This window comes from Novosphingobium rosa NBRC 15208 (assembly GCF_001598555.1).
Classification (GTDB): domain Bacteria; phylum Pseudomonadota; class Alphaproteobacteria; order Sphingomonadales; family Sphingomonadaceae; genus Novosphingobium; species Novosphingobium rosa.
In genome coordinates, this window is record NZ_BCZE01000001.1 from 213,276 (window position 1) to 235,989 (window position 22,714).

Genomic DNA, 22,714 nt, shown 5'->3' on the forward strand with positions numbered 1-22,714 from the left:
GGAAGCTGTCTCCGGCTCAGTATCGGCGGGGCACGATGATTTCGACGCGCCTGTTGCGGGATTTGCCTTCCGGCGTATCGTTGGAGGCGATCGGCACGGTCTCGCCCATGCCCTTGGCTGCAACGCGCAAGGGATCGGTGAGCGCCCCCCGGATGATCGCCGCCACGGTCTGCGCCCGGGCCTGAGACAGCGCCATATTGTCCGGAAAGCTGAGATTGGCGACGCGATCGCTGTCGGCATGGCCCTCGATCAGCACCTGGCCCTTTTCCTTCTCGATGGCGGCGGCGATGCGCTTGAACAGCGCCTCACGCCCCGGTTCCAGCTGGTCCGAGCCCGAGCGGAACAGCTGGCCGACGCTGGTGCGCACCCGCACGGTCTGGGCGTCTTCCTCCACCGTCACCAGCCCCTCGCGGATTTCCGGCTCAAGGAAGCGGCGCAATTCGGAGGCCTGAGCGCTGCTGCTGGCCGGCAGGCTGGCAGCCGGGCGCGAGAGCGTCAGCCGGTCCCCCGGCACCAGCCCCAGCAGCGCGCTGGAAGGCGCCTCCCCGCCGGACATCAGGATCAGCCGCAAGAGGATGTAGATCAGCAGCAGCAGGCCCGCCGCCGCAGCCCCGGCCAGCGCCAGCAGGTTCCACGGCGCGATGCGGCGCAAAGGCGCGTTCTCACCCCGCCATTGCGGCGACATTTCGCTCATCGACAGCGAGCGGACATGCTGCAGGCTGCCATGCAGCTTGGCCATGATCTCATGCAGGCGGCGCTTGCCGTCGGGCATCACGCGGAAGCGGCCCTCGAAACCCGCCGCGAGGCAGGCATGATAGAGCTCGATGATATCCAGATTGTCGGCGGGCGCGCGCAGCATATCGTCGGTCAGCTGCCAGAAGCGGTCGCCGCCGATGTTCTCCTGAAAGAACTGCACCACCATCGAGCGGCGCGCCCATTCGGCGCCATCGGTGCCGATGTTGGGCAGGTTCTGGGCGATATCGTCCACCGTGGCGCAGACGGCATATTTGGCGCGCTGGCGCACCTCCTCGCGGTAATGCGGGGCAATGGCGCGGTCGAAGGCGGAGATGATCTGCGTCGCCTCGCGGTGGAACTGCGGCAGCGGCGCGCGCACGCGGCCCGCGCGCATGCCCGCCGCCAGCGCCAGCACCGGCGCGGCCTCGATCAGCATCAGATTGCGCAGGCTGCGCGGGGTGGCCGGGCCGGGCACATCATCCTCGGCCAGCCGCGACGGCGCCAGCCCCGCGCCCGGCGGCGGCATGCCCGAACGCGACAGGGGCGGCGGCGCGTCATAGGTCTGAACAGGCGGCGGAGGTGGCGGGGCCGCCCAATCGCGCATCGCATCGGCAGGCGCGGCAGGTTGCCCCTGCCCGCCCCTCAGCCCCTGAAGCGGCGAGGGACGGAAGACCGTGCGGTTGCCGCCCCTGTCATTCGGATCGTTGCTCATCGCCCGCTTTTCTTGACGCACCAGAGTTCGAGATTGAGCTGCGGCCAGTCCCCCGCGACATGCAGGCCCAGCGCGGGCGCGGTCAGCAGGTCACGCCAGTCCGCCGCGCCGCGATCCAGCTCGAAATAGACAAAACCAGGCAGCACGCGGATCTGCGGCGGCGGGGTGGGCGTGTGGCGCAAGGGCACGCCGGGCAGGGCGCTGTCCACGATCTGGCGCATCTTCTGCACCGCGCCGAATTTGGCGACCGAGGGAAACAGCCCGCGAATTTCCTCCAGCGGCGAGGCCGCCGCCACGGCCAGATAGAAGTATCCGTGCTGATAAAGCCCGTGATCGGTGATCTTCGAAACGTAAGCCCCCGGCCCGGCATTTTCCAGCGGCAGTTGTACCGCCGAACGGTCGAACACGGCGGCCAGCATCGATTGCAGAAGATCGATCACCGGATCGAAGCAGGTCTGGGGATGTTCATGATCGTAACGCGGCAGCGGCGGTGGCTTGCGCTCGGGCCGGATCATGGTGGCGATCTCGCCCGCCATGGCGATCAGTGTTTCATAGAGCCGCTCGGGGTGAAGCATCGGCAGGCGCTCGGCATGCTGAAGCACCGGCAGCCAGCGGTTGAGCGCCTGAAGCAGCAGGAAACTCGCAAAGGTTTCCGCCCCGCCATCGGTGGCCTCCACCGCCCGCAGCGCCAGTTCCTCGGCGCGCTGCTCGACGCGGCCAAGGATATCGGTGACCGCGCCGCGCAGGCGCAGCGAGGCATCCTTGTCCAGCGTGGGCGGGATAAAGCGGTCATCGAACATCAGCCGGCGGTTGTGAACTTCGCGCACCCGCGCGATGCCCAAAGTCACCCGGCCATAGATCTGATCGCGCGTGACGCCAAAGCGCAGATTGGGGCGTCCGAAATCGATGGGTTCGGTGGTGCGATCATCAGAAAAGCTGTCCGCCGTTTCGCGCTCGTCGACAAGGAAGCGGGCATCGAGCGACGGGCTTTCCGCATCGCGAAATTCCGTCGCCCCGCCTTGCCGGGCAGGCAGCGTCAGATGGATCACCGCGTCGCGCACCTCGGCGGGAACATCCAGAGGTTCGGGCGGCGGCATATCCTCGGGGATGGCAAAGGGCGTGCCGTCAGGCAGGATGCCCGAGGCGCGGATCACCCCGAATTTGCCCAGCGAAGCCAGATCCTCATCCACCACGATTTCCGTAAAGCCCCAGGGCCAGGGCTGCACGCTGCTCACCCGGGCGCGGATCAGGCCATCGATGAAGCGATCCTGGGCCTGGAAATGCTGGGGGCGCAGAAACATGCCTTCCCGCCAGGCAACCCGGTTATGTCCACCCATTTCGCTTCAGGCCTCTCTGTGTGACGTGTCTGTGACGCGCAACGATCCAAACATGGCTTTGCGTCCGTATAAGCCGGTGTTATTGCAGCATGAAAGCTTTTCCAACGATTATCTTCCCAAGGCGGCCCGCTCGTGAACGAACATGACAGCACTTCGTTCGATCCGAGAACTTGGATTAACCAAAGCGCATCGGCGGTGCATACGCCCGGAACCACGGTCCGTTCCCGGGTTTCGCATCATCGACTTCATGCATGGTTGCTTCCGCTGGGGAGTGCTTTGCTGTTAGCTTTGGTCGGGGCGGGCATTGCGGTTTTAAATCGACCTGCCGTGCCGCATTCCCGACCAGCCGTTGCCACACCGCCATCCGCCGCGCGGTTTATCAGCCGGCGGACACTCAATCTGGCCGATGTGGGGGATATCGCCTCCCAACTCGAACCCTCCGGCCTGGCGCGCGGCGAGGCGCAGGAGGTCAGCCGGGAGGTGGTCAAGGCGCTGGGCCGCGCGCCGGACGATATCCGCCTGATCCTCGATCTGGAACGCCATGGCGAGACCTCGACGTTAATCACGCTGGAGGCCACGCGCAGCGATGGCACCGGCGTGATGTTGCACCGCCAGGCCAATGGCGCGCTGGAAGCCAAACCCATCTACGGCACGCTGACCAGACGACTCACCGTGGTGCGCGGCGAGATCGACAGCAACAGCTTCTACTCCTCGGCGGTGACGGCGGGCGTGACCGACAGTCTGATCGGCGAAGTCGCCAACGCCTTCAGCTATGATTTCGACATGCAGCGCGAAGTCGCGCCCGGCGATGTCTTCGAAGTGGCCTTCGAACAGGCCTACAACCCCGCCAATGAGGCGGTGGGCGTGCCGCGCCTTGCCTATGTCTCGCTGCGCACCGCCACACTGTCGCGCACGCTGTATCGTTTCACCCCGCCCGGCGAACGTGAGCCCGGCTGGTTCGATGGCAATGGCGCCAGCACGGTGCGCGCCCTGATGCGCACGCCGGTCGATTCCGCTCGGATCACCTCGCAGTTCGGCATGCGAAACCATCCCATTCTGGGGTATGAAAAGATGCATCGCGGAACCGATTTCGCCGCGCCCACCGGCACGCCCGTCTTCGCCTCGGGCAGCGCCACGGTGGAGTTCGCCGGGCCCAAAGGCCCCAACGGCAACTTCATCCGTCTGCATCACGACAATGGCTGGGAGACGCTTTACCTGCATCTCAACCGCATCCTGCCGGGCGTGACGCCGGGCGGTCGCGTGGCGCAGGGCCAGCAGATCGGCGAGATCGGCACGACAGGCCGCTCGACAGGGCCGCATCTCCATTACGAGGTGCATATCGACGGCCAGCCGGTGGACCCGCTCAAGATCGATGTGGGCACCGGGCAAACGTTGACGGGCGCGGCGCTGGCCGCCTTCCGCAAGCAGCGCGATGCCATCGATACGCAGCGCGCGGCGGCAAGGCAGCCCTGATTACGCCAGTGCCAGGCCGGGCTGCGCCTTGCGCCAGACGGTCAGCAGCGGCGTCACGAAGACCACCAGCGCCATCGTCATGGCAAGGCTGGCATTCAACCCCTCGGGCGATCCGCCCCATAAGGCCGATCCCGCCAGATCGAGATCGACCACCGCGCCAAAACCGCCCACACCGGGATTGGGATCGAGGCCCAGCAGCACTTGCTCGGCGGCATTCCAGGCGAAATGCGCGCCAACGGCGCTGGCCATGCCGCCCCCGCGCAAGGCGAGCAGGCCAAACCAGATCCCGCCGAGCAGCAGATTGGTCAGCGTGACCGCCGACCGCGCCTCGCCCAGACAATGGACCAGCGCAAAGATGGCAGCGGTGATCATCACGGCCAGCGGACCGCCCCACGACCGCTCCAGCACCGGTTGCATCCAGCCCCGGAAATACATCTCCTCGGCCACGACCTGAAGCAGCACCACGCCCAGTCCCGCCAGCAGCAGCTTTGGATCGGCATGCGCGCCGCCCGGCACGACGGTTCCGGCCAGCCAGGCGTAAGCCGCCGCCAGCAGCAGCCCGGCCAGACCAAGGCTCAGCCCGAAGGCAAAGCCTCGCCATGGCCGGGGCCCCAACAGCGATCCCGCGCGGCTCAACCATGCCCCGGCCACGGCAACAACCAGCATGGCGCCTGAAACGATGATCGTGAACAGCGCCTCAAGCGCGGCATCCGACGGGCCGCCCGAAAGGAGCACATCCGTCAGCCTTGTGGCCAGCGGGGGGCCAAAGCGCAGAATCGCCACCATCGCCAGCGTGCCAACCACCAGCACGCCCCCGGCGCGAAGGTGATGTTTGTCCCGCCGAGATGCCGTCAGCATGGCGCAACATCCATCAGCCGGGTGTCACGGCGAGAAGGAAGAACAGGCATCTGATCTCCTGACTTTATCGAGCGTCGACGCTTGTTTAGCCACGGATCGCGCGATCTGCAATTTCCGCAAGCCTGCCCGCCCCCTCCCATCACGCCGCGCAAACGCCCTCTTGACAAGATATGTTATAACATCAATCAAGCGCGCAAATCAGGGGGTTCGCATGATCTTTGCATATCCGTCACGCCCGGCACGCCGCCGGGCCTATTTCAACCATGCCTCGCGTCTGGCGCTGCTGGCCGGGCTCACGCTGGGCACGATCTCGCCCGCACTGGCGGATGAAACGCCCGGTGATGACACACGCGCCGACATCCGCGTCGATGGCCGCCGCGAGCAGACCCTCGCCCGCCCCGCCGAAGCCATCGGCGCCACCATCGACGCCGGCATGCTGGAGCGCGCCAACACCATCACCGCCGAGGATGCGCTGCGCTATCTGCCCAACATCCAGCTGCGCCAGCGCTACATCGGCGACACCGGCAGCGCCGTGACGGTGCGCGGCACCAGCGGTTTCCAGACGGCCCGCGTGCTGGTCACGCTCGATGGCGTTCCGATCAGCAATTTTCTGGGCAACACCTATGTCTATGCACCCTTGTGGGGCATGGTCGCGCCCGACGAGATCGAGAGCGTCGATGCCTCCTACGGCCCCTTCTCGGCGCGCTATGGCGGCGGCACGATGGGCGCGGGCATCTTCATCCAGACCCGCATGCCCCAGAAGCTGGAGGCCGGTGTCGACCTCACTTACGGCAATCAGGATTTCAACGCCCAGAAGAGCAGCGACAGCCTGAACACATGGCGCATCCAGTCGCATATCGGCGACCGGCACGGCAATCTGTCATGGATGCTCTATCAGGACCATCTGAGCAGTCAGGGCCAGCCGCTCTATTTCGCGGTGACGCCGGTGTCGGCGGGCACCAGCGCGGCGGGTACGCCGGTAGCGGGCGCGCTGCGCGACCGCGACGCCACCAACACCGACCGCTATCTGCTCGGCTCATCGGGCGTGACGGATACGCGCAGCGATCTGGTGAAAGGCAAGCTGGCATGGGATGCCGCGCCCACCACGCGGGTGATGCTGACCACCGCCTATCGCGATCTGCGCTATGACAGCCTTGCGCCCGAAACCTATCTCCGCGACGCGGCGGGCAATGGCGTCATCAGCGGCTCGGCGCAGATCGACGGGCGCGGCTATGCGCTCTCCAGCCTGCTCGGCCTGCGCAAGCAGGATGTGCAATTGCGCGATCTGCTCAGCGGCATCAGCCTCACCAGCCAGCTCACCCACCGCCTGCATGCGGAACTGAGCGCCTCAACCTACAATGTGCTGGGCGGCGAGACCCGGCAAGCCTATCCGGCAGGCAATGGTGCTCAGGTGATCGCCACGGATGCTCAGGGCTGGGCCAATGCGGCGGCGCGTTTTGCCTGGGATGTGGCCAAGCGCAACCAGATCGGCTTCGGCGGCGATTACGCGCAATACTGGACCCAGACCAGCACCTGGAACTCCACCGACTGGCTGAACGGCGCCCGCTCCAGCTTCGCCGAACGCTCGGGCGGCAAGTCGGAAACCTTCGGCCTCTATGGCGAGGACCGCTGGACCATCACCCCCACGCTGACCCTCACCGCCGGCTTGCGCTACGACCACTGGCGCGCCTTCGACGGACAACGCACCACCACCGCCAGCGCGCTGATCTATCCCTCGCGCGCGGGCAGCGGCTGGTCGCCCAAGGGCGTGCTGCGCTGGGCGCCCGCCAAAGGCTGGGCGGTGCAGTTGCGCGCGGCGCAGGCATGGCGCTTCCCCACCGTCACCGAACTGTTCCAGTCGGCCAGCAGCGGCGGTGTTCTGGTGCAGAGCGACCCTCACCTCAAGCCCGAACACGCCACCACCTTCGATCTGGGCACCACCCGCGACATGACGCTGGCGGGAGGCACGCTGAGCCTTGGCGCCACGCTGTTCCATGAGCGGGTGAGCAACACGCTCTACAACCAGCAGAACGCCTTCACCGGCGCGACCTATTACCAGAACATCGGCCTTGTCCGCACGCGCGGCGTGGAGCTGTCGGCCACCGGGCGGCATCTGTTCGATGGTTTGCTCGATCTGGACGGCGCTTTTGCGTGGCAAGGCGGCAAGATTCTCCAGAACGCCAATCTGCCGGCCAGCATGGGCAAGGAAATGCCCCGCGTGCCGCGCATCCGCTGGAACCTACTGGCCACGCTGCATCCGGTCGAGAAGGTCGATGCCACAGTGGGCGTGCGGCACGAAGGCGCGCAGTTCAGCGATCTGCTGAACAGCGACGGGCGGCGCGGCGGTTTCGGTTATGCCGATGCCTATACCTTTGTCGAGGCGCGGTTGGGGGTACATATCACCCGCCAGCTTCAGGCCAGCGTGGGCGTGGACAATCTGTTCAACCAGATCCGCTACATCTACCATCCTTATCCGGGCCGCACGGTGTTCCTCGCCCTGAAGTGGCGCGCGCAGTGAACAATTGGGTGAGCATGGCGCCGCCTCTGGCGCTGACGCAGGTTTGCAAAAGCTTTGGCGGGCATCGCGTGCTCGACAGGCTGGACCTTCAGGTCGAGCCCGGCGAGGTGGTGGCATTGCTGGGCCGCAATGGCGCGGGCAAGACCACCACGCTCAACCTTGCGCTGGGTTTCGAGCAAGCTGACAGCGGCCTCGTCGCGATTTGCGGCGAGGCCCCGGCCCAAGCCTGCGCGCACATGGCCTATCTGCCCGAACAGGTGGCGCTCTATCCCCATCTCTCGGGATTGGAGAACCTGCGTTACTTCACCGCACTGGCGGGGCTGAGGCTGTCCAAACCGGACGCCGCCGCCCTGCTGGCCGAGGCGGGCCTGCCGCCGGAAGCCTGCCAGCGCCGCGCCAGCGCCTATTCCAAGGGAATGCGCCAGAAGTTGGGGATCGCCATCGCTCTGGCACGACGCTGCCCGCTGCTGCTGCTCGACGAGCCCGGCTCGGGCCTCGATCCGCTGGCGATGGAGGAGCTGGGCGCGCTGGTCCGCCGCGTGGCGGCGCGCGGCACGGGCGTGCTGGTGGTCTCGCATGATCTCTTCGGCCTGAAACCCATGGCCAACCGCGCCGTGGTGCTGGAAAGCGGCAAGATCGGCCAAAGCTTCGATCCGCGCCATGCCGATGCCGCCGCGCTGCTCTCCTTCTATGGCGCGGCTTCATGATGCGCGCCGAGGCGCTGCTGATGCTGCGCAACCGTGCGCTATGCCTGATGCTGGCGGTGCTGGCCGCGCTGCTGCTCGGCACCGGCCTGACCACCCTGCGCGACCATGCCCTCACCGCACAAACCTTCGCGCAAACCGGGCAAGCCGAACGCGACCGCTGGCTCCATCAAAGCGCCAAGACCCCCCATCGCGCCGCGCATTTCGGCCTCTGGGTGTTTCGCGCGCCCGCACCGCTTTCGGCGCTCGATCCGGGCACCGATCCCTTTGTGGGGCGCATGCTGCGGGTCGAGGCGCATCATCCCGATGATCCGCTGTTTCTCTCCGCGCTGGACGAAGGCCCGTTCCATCGCGCCGGGGCCTCCACCATGGGTGATATGGTCGCGCTGTTCGTGCCTTTGGCCGCGCTGCTGCTGGGCTTCGCCAGCTTTGCGGCGGATCGCGAGAGCGGGCGACTGCGCATGATGATCGGCGCGGGCGGGCCATTGCCGCGCATCGCTGGCCTGCGTTTCGCGATACGCCTGGCGCTGTTGGCGATGGCCACGGGTCTGCCCATGCTGGCCGTCGGGCTGATCGTTGGCGGCGCCATCATGCAGCTGCTCGCCATGCTGCTGGCGGCGCTGGCCTATGGCGCCATCTTTCTGGCCATCGGCATGGCGGTCTCGCTGAGCGCGCCGGGCAGCCGCGCCGCGCTGGCCCTGCTGCTGGCCTTGTGGGTGATGCTTTGCGTGCTGGTGCCGCGCCTGACCACCGCCGCTGTCGAGACCGCTTTGCCCACGCCCTCACACACCGCGCTGCTCGACGAAGCCGCAGCGATCAACCGCGCCTACAACACGCCCGAGGCCGCCGCCGCGCGCAAGCAGCAGCTTATGGCGCAGGGCGGGCATATGGATGTCGGCGGGGCGATGCTCTACAGCCGCGACCATCACGACAATGCCGCCTATGACGCCAGCCTTGCCCGCATGACGACCCGGTTGCGGCAACAGGATGGCTGGCTGACCATGGCGGGCCTCGCCTCGCCCCTGCTGCCCTTCCAGCTCGCCAGCGACACGCTGGCCCACAGCAGCGCGAGCGATCAGGCCGCCTTCCTTCAGGCCGCCGAAGCCTATCGCCGCCGCATGTCCGATCTGATGAATCTGGATCTGCGCGCCCATCCCGTCGCCGCCGGGCAGAGCTATCGCGCCGGGCCAGCGCTTTTCGCTGCCCTGCCACCTTTTACGGTGCCGCAAGCCAGCATGATCGGCCTGCTCTGGCCGCTTGCGCTGCTGGCCCTGTGGCTGATCGCCAGCCTGCTGTTCCTTCGCGCCACCATCCGGAGGCTTCGCCCATGATCGCGCTGATCCAGATTGAAATCCGGATGCTGGCCACGAGGCGGCTGAACTGGGCCATCGGCGCCCTGCTGTTGCTGGCCATGCTGATCGCCACGGCCAGCGGCCACCAGCAGGCCCGAAGCCGCCAGCGCGAGATCGCCCATGCGCAGAGCGAAACCGCCGCCGCCAAGGCGCAGGCCCGCGCCATCGCAGCCCGACCCGACCGGCCGCCCGAACAATATCGCAATCCCTCCGATCCCTATGGCTATCTGTTCTATTTCGCGCGGCCGCACGCGTTTCGCGCCCTCTCCCCGCTGGCCCTGATCGCCACCGGAGACAGCGATCTGCTGCCCTCGGTGATCGCCATCACCCCCGGCCATGCCGATGCGCGCGGAGCGGCGACGGTGACCAACCCCCGGCTGGCCCGGATCGGGCGTTTCGATCTGGCCTTCGTGCTGGTCTACCTGGTGCCGCTGGCGCTGATCGCCATGGCCGGCACGGTCATTTCCGCAGAGCGCGAAGGCGGCCAGTTGCCCCTGCTGCGCGCACAACCGGCAGGGCTGGGGCGGATTGCCCTGGCGCGTTTCGCCGCGCTGGCAGTGGTGACCATCCCCGCCACGCTGACGATGCTGTGGCTGGTTCTGGGCTTGGCGGGGGCAGTCCATGCCGCATCGTCGAGCATGCTGGCTGTGCTCAGCCTCGATCTGGCCGGGTTCATGCTGTTCTGGCTGGCGCTGGCGGGCTGTGCGGCGGGGCTGCGGATCACCTGCAGCGCCAGCCTCACCGGCCTGTTGCTGATCTGGGCGGTGATGGGCTTTGTGGCGCCGTTGGCCTGCGGCTGGTGGGCGGGACTTTCGGCCCCTTCACGCCTTCAGGCTATTCAAACCTCACGAGACGTCGCTGCCCGCTTCGATGCCGATGCCGCGGGGCAGACCAGCCTCTGGCTGAAGCGCCATGCCCCCAACCTCCCGCCCGAGGCCAGCCAGCACGCCGATCTGCAACGTCTGGCGCTTGACGGGCTGACCACCGAGGCGCTGGCCTCCTACGCCCGCGCCGCTCGGCACTATGACCGGGATGCCGCGCTCTGGCAGGAGCGGCTGGCCCCCGCCTCGCCCATGCTGCTGCTGGACCAGGCGCTGCTGACTGCCGCCGGGCAAGGCCGCCGCGACAGCCTGCGCCTGACCGAGCAGGCCGACCGCCATGCGCTCGATCTCGAGACGCGTTTCACCCCAGCAATTCTGGCGGCCTCGCAAGAACAGCAAGCCGGATCCGATGGTGGCCGGGCGGAACAGCGCTATGAAAACTGGAGCAGCGATCCGGTAATTCAGCCCGACCTTCGCCGCGCCCCCTGCCGGGCCCTGCTGCTATGGGCTGTGCTGGCCACTCTGGTGGCATGGGCCTTGTGGCATATGCCGCGCCGGATTGCGGGCGGGAGAACAGGCGCATGGGCTTAAGGCCGGCAATGTTTGGCTTTCTCTCCCGATCATATGCGGATTCAATGTGAACGGCCCTCCACTCGTCTCGCATTTCAACGCCGCTTCGTCCTAATGGGGCGACTGCATCGGACCTGCCCGCGCCTTTTGCCCGGGCGGTCCAAGCAGGAGCACACCCATGCAGGACATCCTCTGGATCGGCCTCTTCCTCGCCCTCTTGGCGGCCAGCCTTGGCTACACCGCCTTGTGCAACCGGGCTTGAGGGAGACACCACAATGACACTCGACCTCTGGCTGGCGGGTTTCACCGCCATCGGCCTTCTCGTCTACCTCGTGGCCGTGCTTGCGCGGCCCGAGCGGTTCTAGGAGGGCGCCATCATGACCTTCCAGGGATGGCTGCTGATTGCAGCCTTTGTCGGCATTTTGCTGGCGCTCACCAAGCCGATCGGGCTCTGGCTTTTCGCCCTGTATGAGGGGCGGCGCACGCCCCTTCACACCCTGCTGGGCCCGGTGGAGCGCGGCTTCTACCGGCTCTCGGGCATCGACCCGCAGGAGGATCAGAGCTGGCGCCGTTACGCCGTGCATATGCTGATTTTCAACGCCGCGCTGGGCCTGCTGACCTATGTGCTGCTCCGCACGCAGGCGCTGCTTCCCTTGAACCCTTCCGGTTATGCAGGGTTGAACGAGAACCTCTCCTTCAACACCGCGGTCAGCTTCACCACCAACACCAACTGGCAGAGCTATGCGGGCGAGTCGACCATGTCGAACCTCTCCCAGATGCTGGCGCTGACCATTCACAACTTCCTCTCGGCGGCGACGGGCATCGCGCTGGCCTTCGCGCTGTTTCGCGGCTTTGCCCGGCGCGAGGCGAGCGGGATCGGCAATTTCTGGGCCGATATGACGCGGGTGACGCTGTATCTGCTGCTGCCGCTGTGCATGGCGCTGACGGTCTTCTACATCGCCAGCGGCGTGCCTCAGACGCTCGCCGGTGCGGTCGATGTCCATACGCTGGAAGGCGTGAAGCAGGCGCTGGCGCTGGGCCCGGTGGCATCGCAGGAAGCGATCAAGATGCTGGGCACCAATGGCGGCGGTTTCTTCAACGCCAACAGCGCCCATCCTTTCGAGAATCCCAATGCGCTCACCAATCTGGTGCAGATGCTTTCGATCTTCGCGATCGGCATGGGGCTGACCTATACGTTCGGCAAGGCCGTGGGCAACACGCGACAGGGCTGGGCCATTCTGGCCGCGATGATGGCGATCTTTCTGGTGGGCATCACGGTGACCTATTGGCAGGAAGCCAATGGCACGCCGATGCTCCACACGCTGGGCGCCGCCGGCGGCAATATGGAGGGCAAGGAGGTGCGCTTCGGCATCGCCGCATCCTCCCTCTTCGCCGTGGTGACGACAGCGGCCAGCTGCGGCGCGGTCAATGCCATGCATGACAGCTTTACCGCTCTGGGCGGGCTGGTCCCGCTGTTCAACATGCAGCTTGGCGAGGTTGTCGTGGGCGGCGTGGGCGCGGGCATATATGGCTTCCTGCTCTTCGCCATTCTGGCGGTCTTCGTGGCGGGCCTGATGGTGGGCCGCACCCCCGAATATGTCGGCAAGAAGATCGAAAGCCGCGAAGTGAAGCTCTCGGTGCTGGCGATTGCCGTGCTGCCGCTGGTGATCCTGGGCATGACGGCGATTGCCTCGGTGCTGCCAGCGGGTCTGGCCGGGCCTCTGAACAAGGGCCCGCATGGCTTTAGCGAGATCCTCTACGCCTTCACCAGCGCGGTGGCCAACAATGGCTCAGCCTTTGCCGGGATCAGCGCCAACACGCCTTTCTACAATGGCATGCTGGGCGTGGCGATGTGGATCGGGCGCTTCTTCATCATCATCCCGATGCTGGCCGTGGCGGGCAGTCTGGCCGCCAAGAAGCACACGCCCGAAAGCGCCGGCAGCTTCCCCACCACCGGCCTGCTGTGGACGGGGCTGCTGGTCGGCATCATCGTGATCGTCGGCGGGCTAACCTTCCTGCCCGGCCTCGCGCTTGGTCCTATCGCCGATCATCTCGCGATGATCCGTGGTCAGCTCTTTTAAGGAGTGCGGCAGATGGCCCGTTCCGAAAGCAAATCGCTGTTTACCGCTGACCTGATCGTTCCGGCGATTGGTGATGCTTTCCGCAAACTCAATCCCAAAGAGCTGATCCGCAACCCGGTGATGTTCACCACGGCGGTCGTCGCCACGCTGCTCACTGTCCTGCTGGCGGTGGGGCATGATGGGCTGACCATCGGCTTCAAGCTGCAGCTGGTGATCTGGCTCTGGCTGACGGTGCTGTTCGGCACCTTTGCCGAGGCGCTGGCCGAAGGGCGCGGCAAGGCGCAGGCCGCAAGCCTGCGCGCCACCAAGGCGGAACTCACAGCCAAGCGCATCAAGGGCAACAGCTTTGAAAGCGTGCCCGCCAGCGCGCTGCGCAAAGGCGATGTGGTGCTGGTGCAGACCGGCGACCTGATCCCTTCCGATGGCGAGGTGATCGCCGGTGTGGCCTCGGTGAACGAGGCCGCGATCACCGGCGAAAGCGCCCCCGTCATCCGCGAGGCAGGTGGCGACCGTTCCGCCGTCACGGCAGGCACACGGGTGATCTCGGACGAGATCCGCGTGGCTGTCACGGTCAACCCCGGCCAAGGCTTCCTCGACCGCATGATCGCTTTGGTCGAGGGCGCGGAACGCCAGAAGACCCCCAATGAAATCGCCCTGACCCTGCTGCTGGTGGGCCTGACGATCATCTTCCTGATCGCCGTTGGCACCATTCCGGGCTTTGCGCTTTTCGCCGGCGGCAGCGTGCCAGTGTCCATTCTGGCGGCGCTGCTCATCACGCTGATCCCCACCACCATTGCCGCGCTGCTTTCGGCCATCGGCATTGCGGGGATGGACCGTCTGGTGCGCTTCAACGTGCTGGCCAAATCGGGCCGCGCGGTGGAAGCAGCGGGCGACATCGACGTGCTGCTGCTCGATAAGACCGGCACCATCACCGTGGGCGACCGTCAGGCCACCGAATTTCGCCCTGTTGGCGGCGTGGATGAGGCGCGCCTTGCCGAAGCCGCTCTGCTCGCCAGCCTTGCCGATGAGACGCCTGAGGGCCGCTCGATCGTGGTGCTGGCACGCGAGATGTTCGGCATGCGCGAGGTTGTCCTGCCACAGGATGCGCAGATCATTCCCTTCACCGCGCAGACCCGCATTTCCGGCGTCGATACCGGTGGGCGCGTGATCCAGAAGGGCGCGGTGCAGGCGATCCTGAAGGCCAACCCCGGCGCGGGCAACACGGCGGCGGCCACCGAACTGCGCCGCATCACCGACGAGATCGCCCGCGTGGGCGGCACGCCGCTGGCCGTGGCGGTCGATGGCAAGCTGCTTGGCGCGATCTTCCTGAAGGATATCGTCAAAGCCGGTATCCGCGAGCGTTTCGGGGAACTGCGCGCCATGGGCATCCGCACGGTGATGATCACCGGCGACAACCCGCTGACCGCCGCCAGCATCGCGGCTGAATCGGGCGTCGACGATTTTCTCGCCGAGGCCACGCCCGAGGACAAGCTGGCTCTGATCCGCAAGGAACAGCAGGGGGGCCGTCTGGTCGCCATGTGCGGCGATGGCACAAATGACGCGCCCGCTCTGGCGCAGGCGGACGTGGGCGTGGCGATGAACACCGGCACGCAGGCCGCGCGCGAGGCGGGCAATATGGTCGATCTCGACAGCGACCCGACCAAGCTGATCGAGGTCGTGGGTTTGGGCAAGCAATTGCTGATGACGCGCGGCGCGCTCACCACCTTCAGCGTGGCGAATGATGTGGCCAAATATTTCGCCATCATTCCCGCGATGTTCGTGGCGCTCTATCCAGGGCTCGGCGTGCTCAATGTGATGGGGTTGGCCACGCCGCAGAGCGCCATCCTGTCGGCGATCATCTTCAACGCCATCATCATCCCCATGCTGGTGCCGCTGGCTCTCAAGGGCGTGACATACACGCCCATGGGCGCCGGGCCGCTGCTGGCGCGCAATCTGGCCATCTATGGGCTGGGCGGGCTGATCGCGCCTTTCGTGGGCATCAAACTGATCGATCTGGCCGTCGGCGGCCTGGGTCTGGCCTGAGGAGGCCCCCATCATGAACTTTCCTATGAACAAGGATATCACAAGCTCGCTACGCCCCGCTCTGGTGATGACGCTGCTTTTCACCCTGCTGCTGGGCATCGCCTATCCGCTGGCCATGACCGGCATCGGCCAGTTGCTGTTCCCCCGGCAGGCCAATGGCAGTCTGGTGATGGAAGGCGGCAAGGCAATCGGCTCGACCGTGATCGGTCAAGCCTTCGTGTCTGATCGCTATTTCCAGACCCGCCCCTCGGCGGCGGGCAAGGGGTATGACGGGATGAACTCCTCGGGCTCGAACTATGGTCCCACTTCGCAGGCGCTGCAGACCCGCATCAAGCAGCAGGTCGATGCCATGCGCAAATCCGAACCCGCCAAGGCAATTCCAGGCGATCTGGTGACGGCCTCCGGCTCGGGCCTCGATCCGGATCTTTCGCCCGAGGCCGCCTTCTATCAGGTGGACCGCATCGCCGCCCTGCGCCACCTCGACCCCATCGCGCTGCATGGGCTGGTGGAGCAGAGCATCGACCATCCCATACTTGGCTTTCTGGGCGAAGATCATGTGAACGTGTTTGAACTCAATCGACGGCTCGATGCACTTCAGGCTAAACGTTAAGCCGTGACCGACGACAGACCCTCTCCCGAAGCTTTCCTGCGCCAGGCGGCGCGGGAGGGCCGTGGCCGCCTCAAGATTTTTCTTGGGGCGGCGCCGGGCGTCGGCAAGACCTGGGAAATGCTCTCGCAAGGCGCGCGGCGTCGCGACAGCGGCACGGATGTTGTGGTGGGCGTGGTGGAAACCCATGGCCGCCGCGACACCGAGGCGATGGTCCATGGCGCCGAGCTGATCGCCCGCCGCGAGGTCGATCATCGCGGCCACAGCCTTGGCGAGATGGACATCGACGCCATTCTGGAACGCCATCCCGCGCTGGTGCTGGTCGATGAACTGGCCCACACCAATGCGCCGGGCAGCCGACATCCCAAGCGCTATCAGGATGTCGAGGAACTGCTCGATGCCGGGATCGATGTCTATTCCACGCTGAACATCCAGCATGTGGAGAGCCTCAACGATGTGGTGGCCAGCTTCACCCGGGTGCGCGTGCGCGAGACAGTGCCCGATTCCATTCTCGAACAGGCCGAGATCGAGGTGGTGGACATCCCACCCGACGAGCTGATCGAACGCCTGCGCGACGGCAAGGTCTATATCCCGCAGGAAGCGACCCGCGCGCTCAGCCATTTCTTCTCCAAATCCAATCTGACGGCCCTGCGCGAAATGGCACTGCGCCGCGCTGCGCAGGCCGTCGATGCCCAGATGCTGGAGCATCTGCGCGCCAATGCCTTGGCAGGCAGCTTCGCCGCCGGAGAACGCATTCTGGTCGCCATCAGCGAGCATCCCCATGCTGCAGGCCTCGTCCGCGCGGGCAAGCGCATGGCCGATGCCCTGCGCGCGCCATGGACGGTGGTGCATATCGAAACCCAGCGCGACCAGTATTTTACCGAGAGCAGCCGCAGCCAGCTGGCTGAAACGCTGGCGCTGGCTTCGCGCCTTGGCGCCACCACCGCCAGCATTCCGGCGGTCAATGTGGTGGAGGGGCTGAACAGCTTCGTCCGCGATGCGCGCGCCACCCAGATCGTCATCGGCAAATCGCCGCGCAGCTGGTGGTTCGAGATACGCCACGGCTCGGTGGTGGACGCTCTGGTGCGGGTGATCGGCGATGTGGCGGTGCATGTGCTGCCCTCGGGCGAAGCCGCCCCCACCGCCACCGCCCGGCCAAGGCTGCACCGCCGCAATCTTTGGGGCCGCCCGGTCGATTACCTCTGGTCATCGGGCGCGGTGGCACTGATGACGGCGCTGTGCCTGATGCTCTCCCAAGCCATCACGCTGGGCAACATCGCGCTGCTCTATCTGGTGCCGGTGATGTTCGCCGCCGCCACCTTTGGCCTGCGGGCCGGGCTTTTCGCCGGCCTCACCTCAAGCCTCGCCTACAACTTCTTCTTTCTGCCGCCGACAGGCACGCTGACGGTCAGCAATCCGGAAAATGTCGTCTCGATCTTCGTGCTGCTGGGGGTGGCCATCGTCACCAGCCAGTTTGCCGCGCGGGTGCGGGTGCAGGCCGATCTGGCGGCATCGAGCGCCCGCCAGAACGCGGCATTGGCCAGCTTTTCCCGCCAGTTGACGGCCTCGGCCACCAAGGAAGAGCTGATGCAGGCGATCTGCGCCGACATCGCCCGCCTGCTGGAAGTTCGCACCGCCTTGCTGCTGCCCGGCGCGAGCGGCCCCGATCTGCGCGCCGCCTTCCCGCCCGAGGATCGCCTCGGCCAGATCGAACTCGCCGCCGCCGCCTGGGCCATCGACAATGACCAGCCCGCCGGGCGCGGCTCGGCCACGCTGACCGCCTCGGACTGGCTGTTTCATCCGCTGCGCACCAGTCGCGGCGTGCTGGGCGTGCTGGGGCTGGCGCGCGAGGATGCCGGGGAGCCGGTGCGTTCGGATCAACTCCCCCTGCTGATGAGCCTGCTCGATCAGGCCGCCATCGCCTTCGACCGCATGACGCTGGAGGAGGAGAACATGAAGGCGCAGGCCGTGGGCGAGCGCGACCGGCTGCGCAGCGCTCTGCTCTCCTCGGTCAGCCATGATCTGCGCACGCCGCTCACCACCATCGTGACGGCGGCGCAGGAGATGAAACACCACCCCCGCCCCGAACTGGCCGAAACCATCGAGACCGAGGCGCAAAGGCTCAACCGCTTTGTCGCCAACCTGCTCGATATGGCCCGCGTGGAAGCCGGTGCCCTGCCGCTGAAGATGGAGGCCACCGATCTCTTCGATGCCGTCGCCTCGGCGGTGCATGACACGCGCACGGCCTTGCAGGGCCATGCTGTCGAGGTGGACATCGTGCCCGATATTCCGCTGGTGCGGCTCGATCCGGTGCTGCTGCATCACTGCCTGATCAATCTGCTCGACAATGCCGGGCGTTATGGCGATCCCGGCACGCCGATCATCATCCGTTGCCAGCGGCGCCATGATGCGCTGCTGCTCTCGATCGTGGATCAGGGACCGGGCATTGCCCCGGGGCAGGAAAAGCGCGTTTTCGAAACCTTCACAAGGCTGGAAGGTTCGGACCGGGTGCGCCATGGCACCGGGCTGGGTCTGGCCATCGTAAAAGGCTTTGCCGAGGCCATGGGCCTGACCGTGGAGGCCAGCAACAACGATGCACCTCTCGGCGCCTGCTTCACCATCCGCATTCCCCAGGCGCGGATCATCGCGCCGCTTTCTCCCAGGGATCTGGCATGAAGAACCGTCACAAGGTGCTTATCATCGACGATGAGCCCCATATCCGCCGTCTGATCCTGGCCGCCCTGACCCGCGCCGATTACGCCACAGTGGAAGCCGCCAACGCCCGTGAAGCGATGGACCGCCTGCGCGTGGAACGCCCCGATCTGGTGCTGCTCGACCTTGGCCTGCCGGACCGCGACGGGCTCGAACTGGTGCCGCTCATCAAGCAGCAGGCCGAAACCGTGCTGATCGTGGTCTCCGCGCGCGATGCCACCGATGAGAAGGTGGCGGCGCTCGATCTGGGGGCCGATGATTACCTCACCAAGCCCTTCGACACCGATGAACTGCTCGCCCGCCTGCGCGTGGCGCTGCGCAACCGCATGACGCGGGGAGGCGGTGCGCCGGTGCTGGTGCTCGGGGATGTGACGGTGGATCTGATGGCGCGGATCGTCACCCGGGCGGGGGAAGAGGTGCATCTGGCCCCCAAGGAATATGCCGTGCTGGCGCAATTGGCGGCGGCGCCGGGGCGGGTGATCACGCATCAGCAGATCATGAACCACGTCTGGGCTTATGAGAATGAGCGCCATGTCGAATATCTGCGCGTGCTGGTGCGCACCCTGCGGCAAAAGCTGGAAGCCGATCCACAGCGCCCGCAGATCATCACCAATGAGCTGGGCATCGGCTATCGCCTGCGCGTGCCGGGCGATAGCCATGCCACGCCGGAAGGCTGAGTGAAGCATTTTTCAACGCGAATTCAACGCCGATCACGGTCCTTCAATCTCGAAATCCTATGGGCGGACGGCTAGATGCGGCCTTGTCCCGAGAGGAAGGAAGGAGCGGCCCGGCAGAGATCCTCCCTGCCCATCCGCTCCCGATTTCCGCGTGGCATCACTTCTGTTCCTCCTGCGAACACCAACTTCATAGGCCGGGGCCCAAGCGCTCCGGCCTTTTTCTTTGCGCTGCTGGAATGGGGCGCGACCTTACGCAGATTCAACGCAAACGCCCCTTCCCTTCTCTCGAAATCCAATGCCCCTCGGAGGTAAAAACCGGCCTGTCGATAGAGAGGGCGCAGAGAGGGCGCAAGGCCATGACACACACCATGCGAAGCCGGTTACGCGAAGGCCACCCAACGCTGGGCGATCACCTTTTGCTGCGCGGCATCGGGATGCTGGCCTATGCCGCCTTTGCGGCATTCTTGTGGACTCTATGCTGGCTGCAGCAAGACAGGCCCCGCATCGCCGCCCATCCGGCGATGTTCGCGGCCTGCTTTCTGGCAGTGGTGGTTTTCCATATCGGCTCGGCGCTGATCTGGGGTGGGCCCGCGCTGTTCAGGGGCGGAAGGGCGTGATCGGTGCGGACAAGCCTTGCCTCATGACCCTTTATGACTTTTTAATACCGCTGACTCCGCTTCCTGCCCCGGCAGCACATTCTCGCGAAAGGCGGGCGAGAGGCGACGCTCCAGAATGCGGCAAGCCTCGGCATGGACGATCAGCGCGCGCGAGATCGCCCGCAACAGACCGATGTTCAAAGCGCGCCGCCCCAGACACAGATCGCCGATGTCCTGCTCGCTCAGCCCCAACAGGCGCGCCGCCACCTGCTGCCCGCCCAGCAAGTCCACCGCCAGCGCAAATCGTTCGATCTGTTCGACCGGAAGCATTCGCATGATCCTTGACAGGCCAGCCATGGCCTCACCACCTTATCTTGCCGCCTCATGCCCGTATCCGGCGCGCCTGTCACCGGTGGCCTTTGTGCTCCACGCTCCATACTATAAAAAATTCATATAAAACATCGATGTAGCGCATCTGTCATAATCCGGGGGCATAGGCCCGCCTCATGCTTTCGACGCCCGGCATACAGCTTCCCGCGGCGCTTTCGCAAACATGGGGCAAAATCTTGAAAAAATCCGCTTTCGCGCTGACGACTGCCGTCTGCCTTGTCTTCACCACACAGGCCTATGCCCAAACCGCTCCCGCAGCGGACACGGACAGCAAGGATGACGCCGGCATCGTCGTGATCGGCAGCGGCGAGACCCGCTCGGTCTCCACCCTTGTGCCCTCGAACCTCGATGTGCTGCCCCCGGGCACCAGCGTGCAAAAGGCGCTGAACTTTCTGCCGGGCGTGATGTCGCAGTCGATCGACGCGCTGGGTCTCAACGAACAGTCGATGTCGCTTCAGGTGCGCGGCTTCAGCACCACCCATCTCGGCTATGCGCTGGACGGCATTCCGCTGGGCGATGGCGCCTACAACAATTACAACGGCTTGACGATCAACCGCGCGCTGATTTCGGACAATCTGGGCCGCGCCGATCTGGCCACCGGCATCGCGGGTCTTGGCATCCCCTCCACCAGCAACCTTGGCGGCGCGGTGACCTACACCAGCAGCGATCCGGCCAAGAATATGGGCGGCGCGATCACCCAGAGCTTCGGCAGCGCGGACGCCCTGCGCACCTATGTACGCCTCGACACCGGCGAACATAACGGTTTCTCGGCCTATATTTCCGGCCAGTACAGCCGCCAGAACCTCTTCGTGAATCAGGCGGCGGGCAACACCTCCACCGGCAAGCAGTTCAACGGCAAGCTGAAGTATCAGTTCAATGGCGGCGTGATCCGCGCCTTTGTCGATGTGTCGCGCACCAATCAGGCCGACGATGCCTATCTGTCGAAGGATATGCTGAACCGTCGCGGCTGGGATTTCGGCGGCATGGCGCCCGACTGGCAGGGCTATCTGGGCCGCTCCTATTGCGTACTCAAGTCCAGCAAGTGCAGCGGCGCGACGGCAAATGACAGCGAATACACCTACACCAACGGCCAGATCCTGCGCAACGACGAGCTGTACTACCTCACCGGCGATTTCAACCTGTCCAAGTCGCTGACGCTGAGCCTGAAAGCCTATCACCATCACGACAAGGGCGCGGGCAACAACTTCATCAACTCGGCCTATTCGACACAGGGCACCGCCGACACCTCGGACGACGTGCCGGTGCAGATCCGCGACACGCGCTACACCATCAACCGCAGCGGCGGTCTGGGCAGCCTGAGCTGGGATGTGGCCTTCAACCGCTTCCAGGCCGGTTTCTGGCTGGAAGAGAACACCAGCAGCGCCTCGCGCTACATCTGGAGCAATGTGAAGGGCCCCAGCGACCTTGCGCAATATCTGCAAGGCCAGCCCGACAGCGCGCAATGGGTGCAGTCTACCGACTGGAAAACCCGCCAGTTCTATCTGCAGGACACGATGCGCCTGCTGAACGACACGCTGACCGTCGATTTCGGCTTCAAGGGCACCTATTCGCGCTCCGACGCCCATGCCCTGCCCGGCATCGCCAAGAGCGCGCCGCCTGCCTCCAGCCAGTTCGCCAACGGTTCGCTGGTGGCCAAGGATTTCTTCCTGCCGCAGGTCGGCCTGCGCTACAAGCTGGCGCAGGGGCATGAGCTCTACGCCAGCTATGCCGAAAACATGGCGATGTATCAGGGCGGCTTCAAGCTGGGCCCGCAGTCGGTCACGCAGACCGTGTGGAACGCGCAGGGCGGCACGCTGAAGCCCGAAAAGTCGCGCAGCGTCGAGGGTGGCTATCGCTTCGTCAGCCGCACGCTCCAGCTGACGCTGAGCGGCTATTACTCGAAGTTCGACAACCGCCTGCTGCAGTACAACCCCTGCGCCACTGCCCGCCAGTCCGAACCGGGCTGCGGCAACTCCTTCCACAATGCCGGCAGCGTGACCGCCAAGGGCATGGAGATCGGCGCCTTGTGGAAGCCGGTGAGCTGGCTGAACTGGTACAACTCGCTGTCGCTGAATTCCACGACCTATGACCAGAACCTCGACTGGTGCTCGGGCGCCAGCTGCGTGGTGAAGGCCACGGCGGGCAAGCAGCAGGTCGATACGCCCAAGACGATGGTCTCCAGCATGGTGACGGTCAAGCAGCACGGCCTCTCGGCCTCGCTGCAGGGCAAATACACCGGCCGCCGTTACTACACCTACACCAATGACCAGAGCTTTGGCGGATACTTCACGCTGGACCTCGGCCTGGGCTATGATTTCGGTCACATCGGCCCGCTCAAGGGGGTGAAAGCCTCGCTCAACGTCACCAATCTGACGAACAAGCGCTATGCCGCCAACTTCGACAACAGCGTGTTCGCGCCGGACGATGCCCCGGGCACGATTCAGGTGTTCCACGCTTCGGCGCCGCGCCAGCTCTTCGGCTCGATCGGCATCGCGTTCTAGGAAACGGCTCCGGCCTGCCGAACAAAG

The 22,714-nt window shown here is 65.7% G+C and carries 17 protein-coding genes; 13 read left to right on the forward strand and 4 right to left on the reverse strand.

Going from position 1 to position 22,714, the window contains the following annotated elements; genetic code table 11:
• Positions 1-16: 16 nt before the first annotated feature.
• Both icmH and tssK read right to left on the reverse strand, forming a co-directional pair.
• On the reverse strand, positions 17-1,447 hold the full coding sequence (gene icmH / locus SR3_RS32590; protein WP_068079679.1) for a type IVB secretion system protein IcmH/DotU: 1,431 nt from the start codon (positions 1,445-1,447) through the stop codon (positions 17-19).
• Complete coding sequence (tssK, locus tag SR3_RS00900; RefSeq protein WP_245653671.1) at positions 1,444-2,748, reverse strand: type VI secretion system baseplate subunit TssK; 1,305 nt, start codon at positions 2,746-2,748, stop codon at positions 1,444-1,446. Before tssK ends, icmH begins: the two co-directional genes overlap by 4 nt.
• A 363-nt stretch (positions 2,749-3,111) precedes the next feature.
• Here tssK and SR3_RS00905 point away from each other — a divergent pair, with 363 nt between their 5' ends.
• Positions 3,112-4,257: a M23 family metallopeptidase gene (locus tag SR3_RS00905; RefSeq protein ID WP_157098558.1), complete on the forward strand. Its 1,146-nt coding sequence runs from the start codon at positions 3,112-3,114 to the stop codon at positions 4,255-4,257.
• Here SR3_RS00905 and SR3_RS00910 read toward each other — a convergent pair whose 3' ends face one another.
• On the reverse strand, positions 4,258-5,115 hold the full coding sequence (locus SR3_RS00910) for a CPBP family intramembrane glutamic endopeptidase (protein WP_068079685.1): 858 nt from the start codon (positions 5,113-5,115) through the stop codon (positions 4,258-4,260). It lies immediately after the preceding gene.
• Positions 5,116-5,326: 211 nt separating this feature from the next.
• On the opposite strand from SR3_RS00910, the gene SR3_RS00915 reads away from it, so the two are divergent.
• The 11 genes from SR3_RS00915 (at position 5,327) to SR3_RS31045 (ending at position 19,817) form a co-directional block, all read left to right on the forward strand.
• Positions 5,327-7,633 (forward strand): TonB-dependent receptor, encoded by a 2,307-nt coding sequence (locus SR3_RS00915; RefSeq protein ID WP_068079686.1) that lies wholly within the window; start codon positions 5,327-5,329, stop codon positions 7,631-7,633.
• A complete protein-coding gene (locus tag SR3_RS00920; RefSeq protein WP_218018735.1) occupies positions 7,630-8,340 on the forward strand; it encodes an ABC transporter ATP-binding protein in 711 nt (236 codons plus the stop codon). Before SR3_RS00915 ends, SR3_RS00920 begins: the two co-directional genes overlap by 4 nt.
• The gene (locus SR3_RS00925; RefSeq protein WP_068079688.1) at positions 8,337-9,668 is read left to right on the forward strand and encodes an ABC transporter permease subunit; all 1,332 of its coding nucleotides are present in this window, start codon (positions 8,337-8,339) and stop codon (positions 9,666-9,668) included. Before SR3_RS00920 ends, SR3_RS00925 begins: the two co-directional genes overlap by 4 nt.
• Positions 9,665-11,101, forward strand: a complete 1,437-nt coding sequence (locus tag SR3_RS00930) for an ABC transporter permease (RefSeq protein WP_068079690.1) — start codon at positions 9,665-9,667, stop codon at positions 11,099-11,101. Before SR3_RS00925 ends, SR3_RS00930 begins: the two co-directional genes overlap by 4 nt.
• Before the next feature lie 254 nt (positions 11,102-11,355).
• Positions 11,356-11,445, forward strand: coding sequence for a potassium-transporting ATPase subunit F (locus SR3_RS00935; protein ID WP_068079691.1), 90 nt, complete (start codon positions 11,356-11,358; stop codon positions 11,443-11,445).
• Positions 11,446-11,457: 12 nt separating this feature from the next.
• Entirely contained in the window at positions 11,458-13,161 is a 1,704-nt protein-coding gene (gene kdpA / locus SR3_RS00940) for a potassium-transporting ATPase subunit KdpA (RefSeq protein WP_068079693.1), read from the forward strand.
• A 12-nt stretch (positions 13,162-13,173) separates the two neighbouring features.
• A complete protein-coding gene (kdpB, locus tag SR3_RS00945; protein WP_068079695.1) occupies positions 13,174-15,204 on the forward strand; it encodes a potassium-transporting ATPase subunit KdpB in 2,031 nt (676 codons plus the stop codon).
• Positions 15,205-15,229: 25 nt separating this feature from the next.
• A complete protein-coding gene (kdpC, locus tag SR3_RS00950) occupies positions 15,230-15,814 on the forward strand; it encodes a potassium-transporting ATPase subunit KdpC (RefSeq protein WP_068079697.1) in 585 nt (194 codons plus the stop codon).
• A 3-nt stretch (positions 15,815-15,817) separates the two neighbouring features.
• Positions 15,818-18,487, forward strand: coding sequence for a sensor histidine kinase (locus SR3_RS00955; protein ID WP_068079700.1), 2,670 nt, complete (start codon positions 15,818-15,820; stop codon positions 18,485-18,487).
• The gene (locus tag SR3_RS00960; protein WP_068079701.1) at positions 18,484-19,200 is read left to right on the forward strand and encodes a response regulator; all 717 of its coding nucleotides are present in this window, start codon (positions 18,484-18,486) and stop codon (positions 19,198-19,200) included. The genes SR3_RS00955 and SR3_RS00960 overlap by 4 nt, the downstream gene beginning before the upstream one ends.
• 236 nt (positions 19,201-19,436) lie before the next feature.
• The gene (locus SR3_RS31045; RefSeq protein ID WP_157098559.1) at positions 19,437-19,817 is read left to right on the forward strand and encodes a hypothetical protein; all 381 of its coding nucleotides are present in this window, start codon (positions 19,437-19,439) and stop codon (positions 19,815-19,817) included.
• Between the two features lie 21 nt (positions 19,818-19,838).
• Here the strand turns inward: SR3_RS31045 and SR3_RS00970 are convergent, their stop codons facing one another.
• Positions 19,839-20,126, reverse strand: coding sequence for a hypothetical protein (locus tag SR3_RS00970; RefSeq protein ID WP_245653673.1), 288 nt, complete (start codon positions 20,124-20,126; stop codon positions 19,839-19,841).
• A gap of 236 nt (positions 20,127-20,362) precedes the next feature.
• On the opposite strand from SR3_RS00970, the gene SR3_RS00975 reads away from it, so the two are divergent.
• Positions 20,363-22,687 carry a TonB-dependent receptor gene (locus tag SR3_RS00975; protein WP_245653675.1) on the forward strand — a complete coding sequence of 775 codons (2,325 nt, stop codon included), beginning with the start codon at positions 20,363-20,365 and terminating at the stop codon, positions 22,685-22,687.
• Positions 22,688-22,714: the final 27 nt, after the last annotated feature.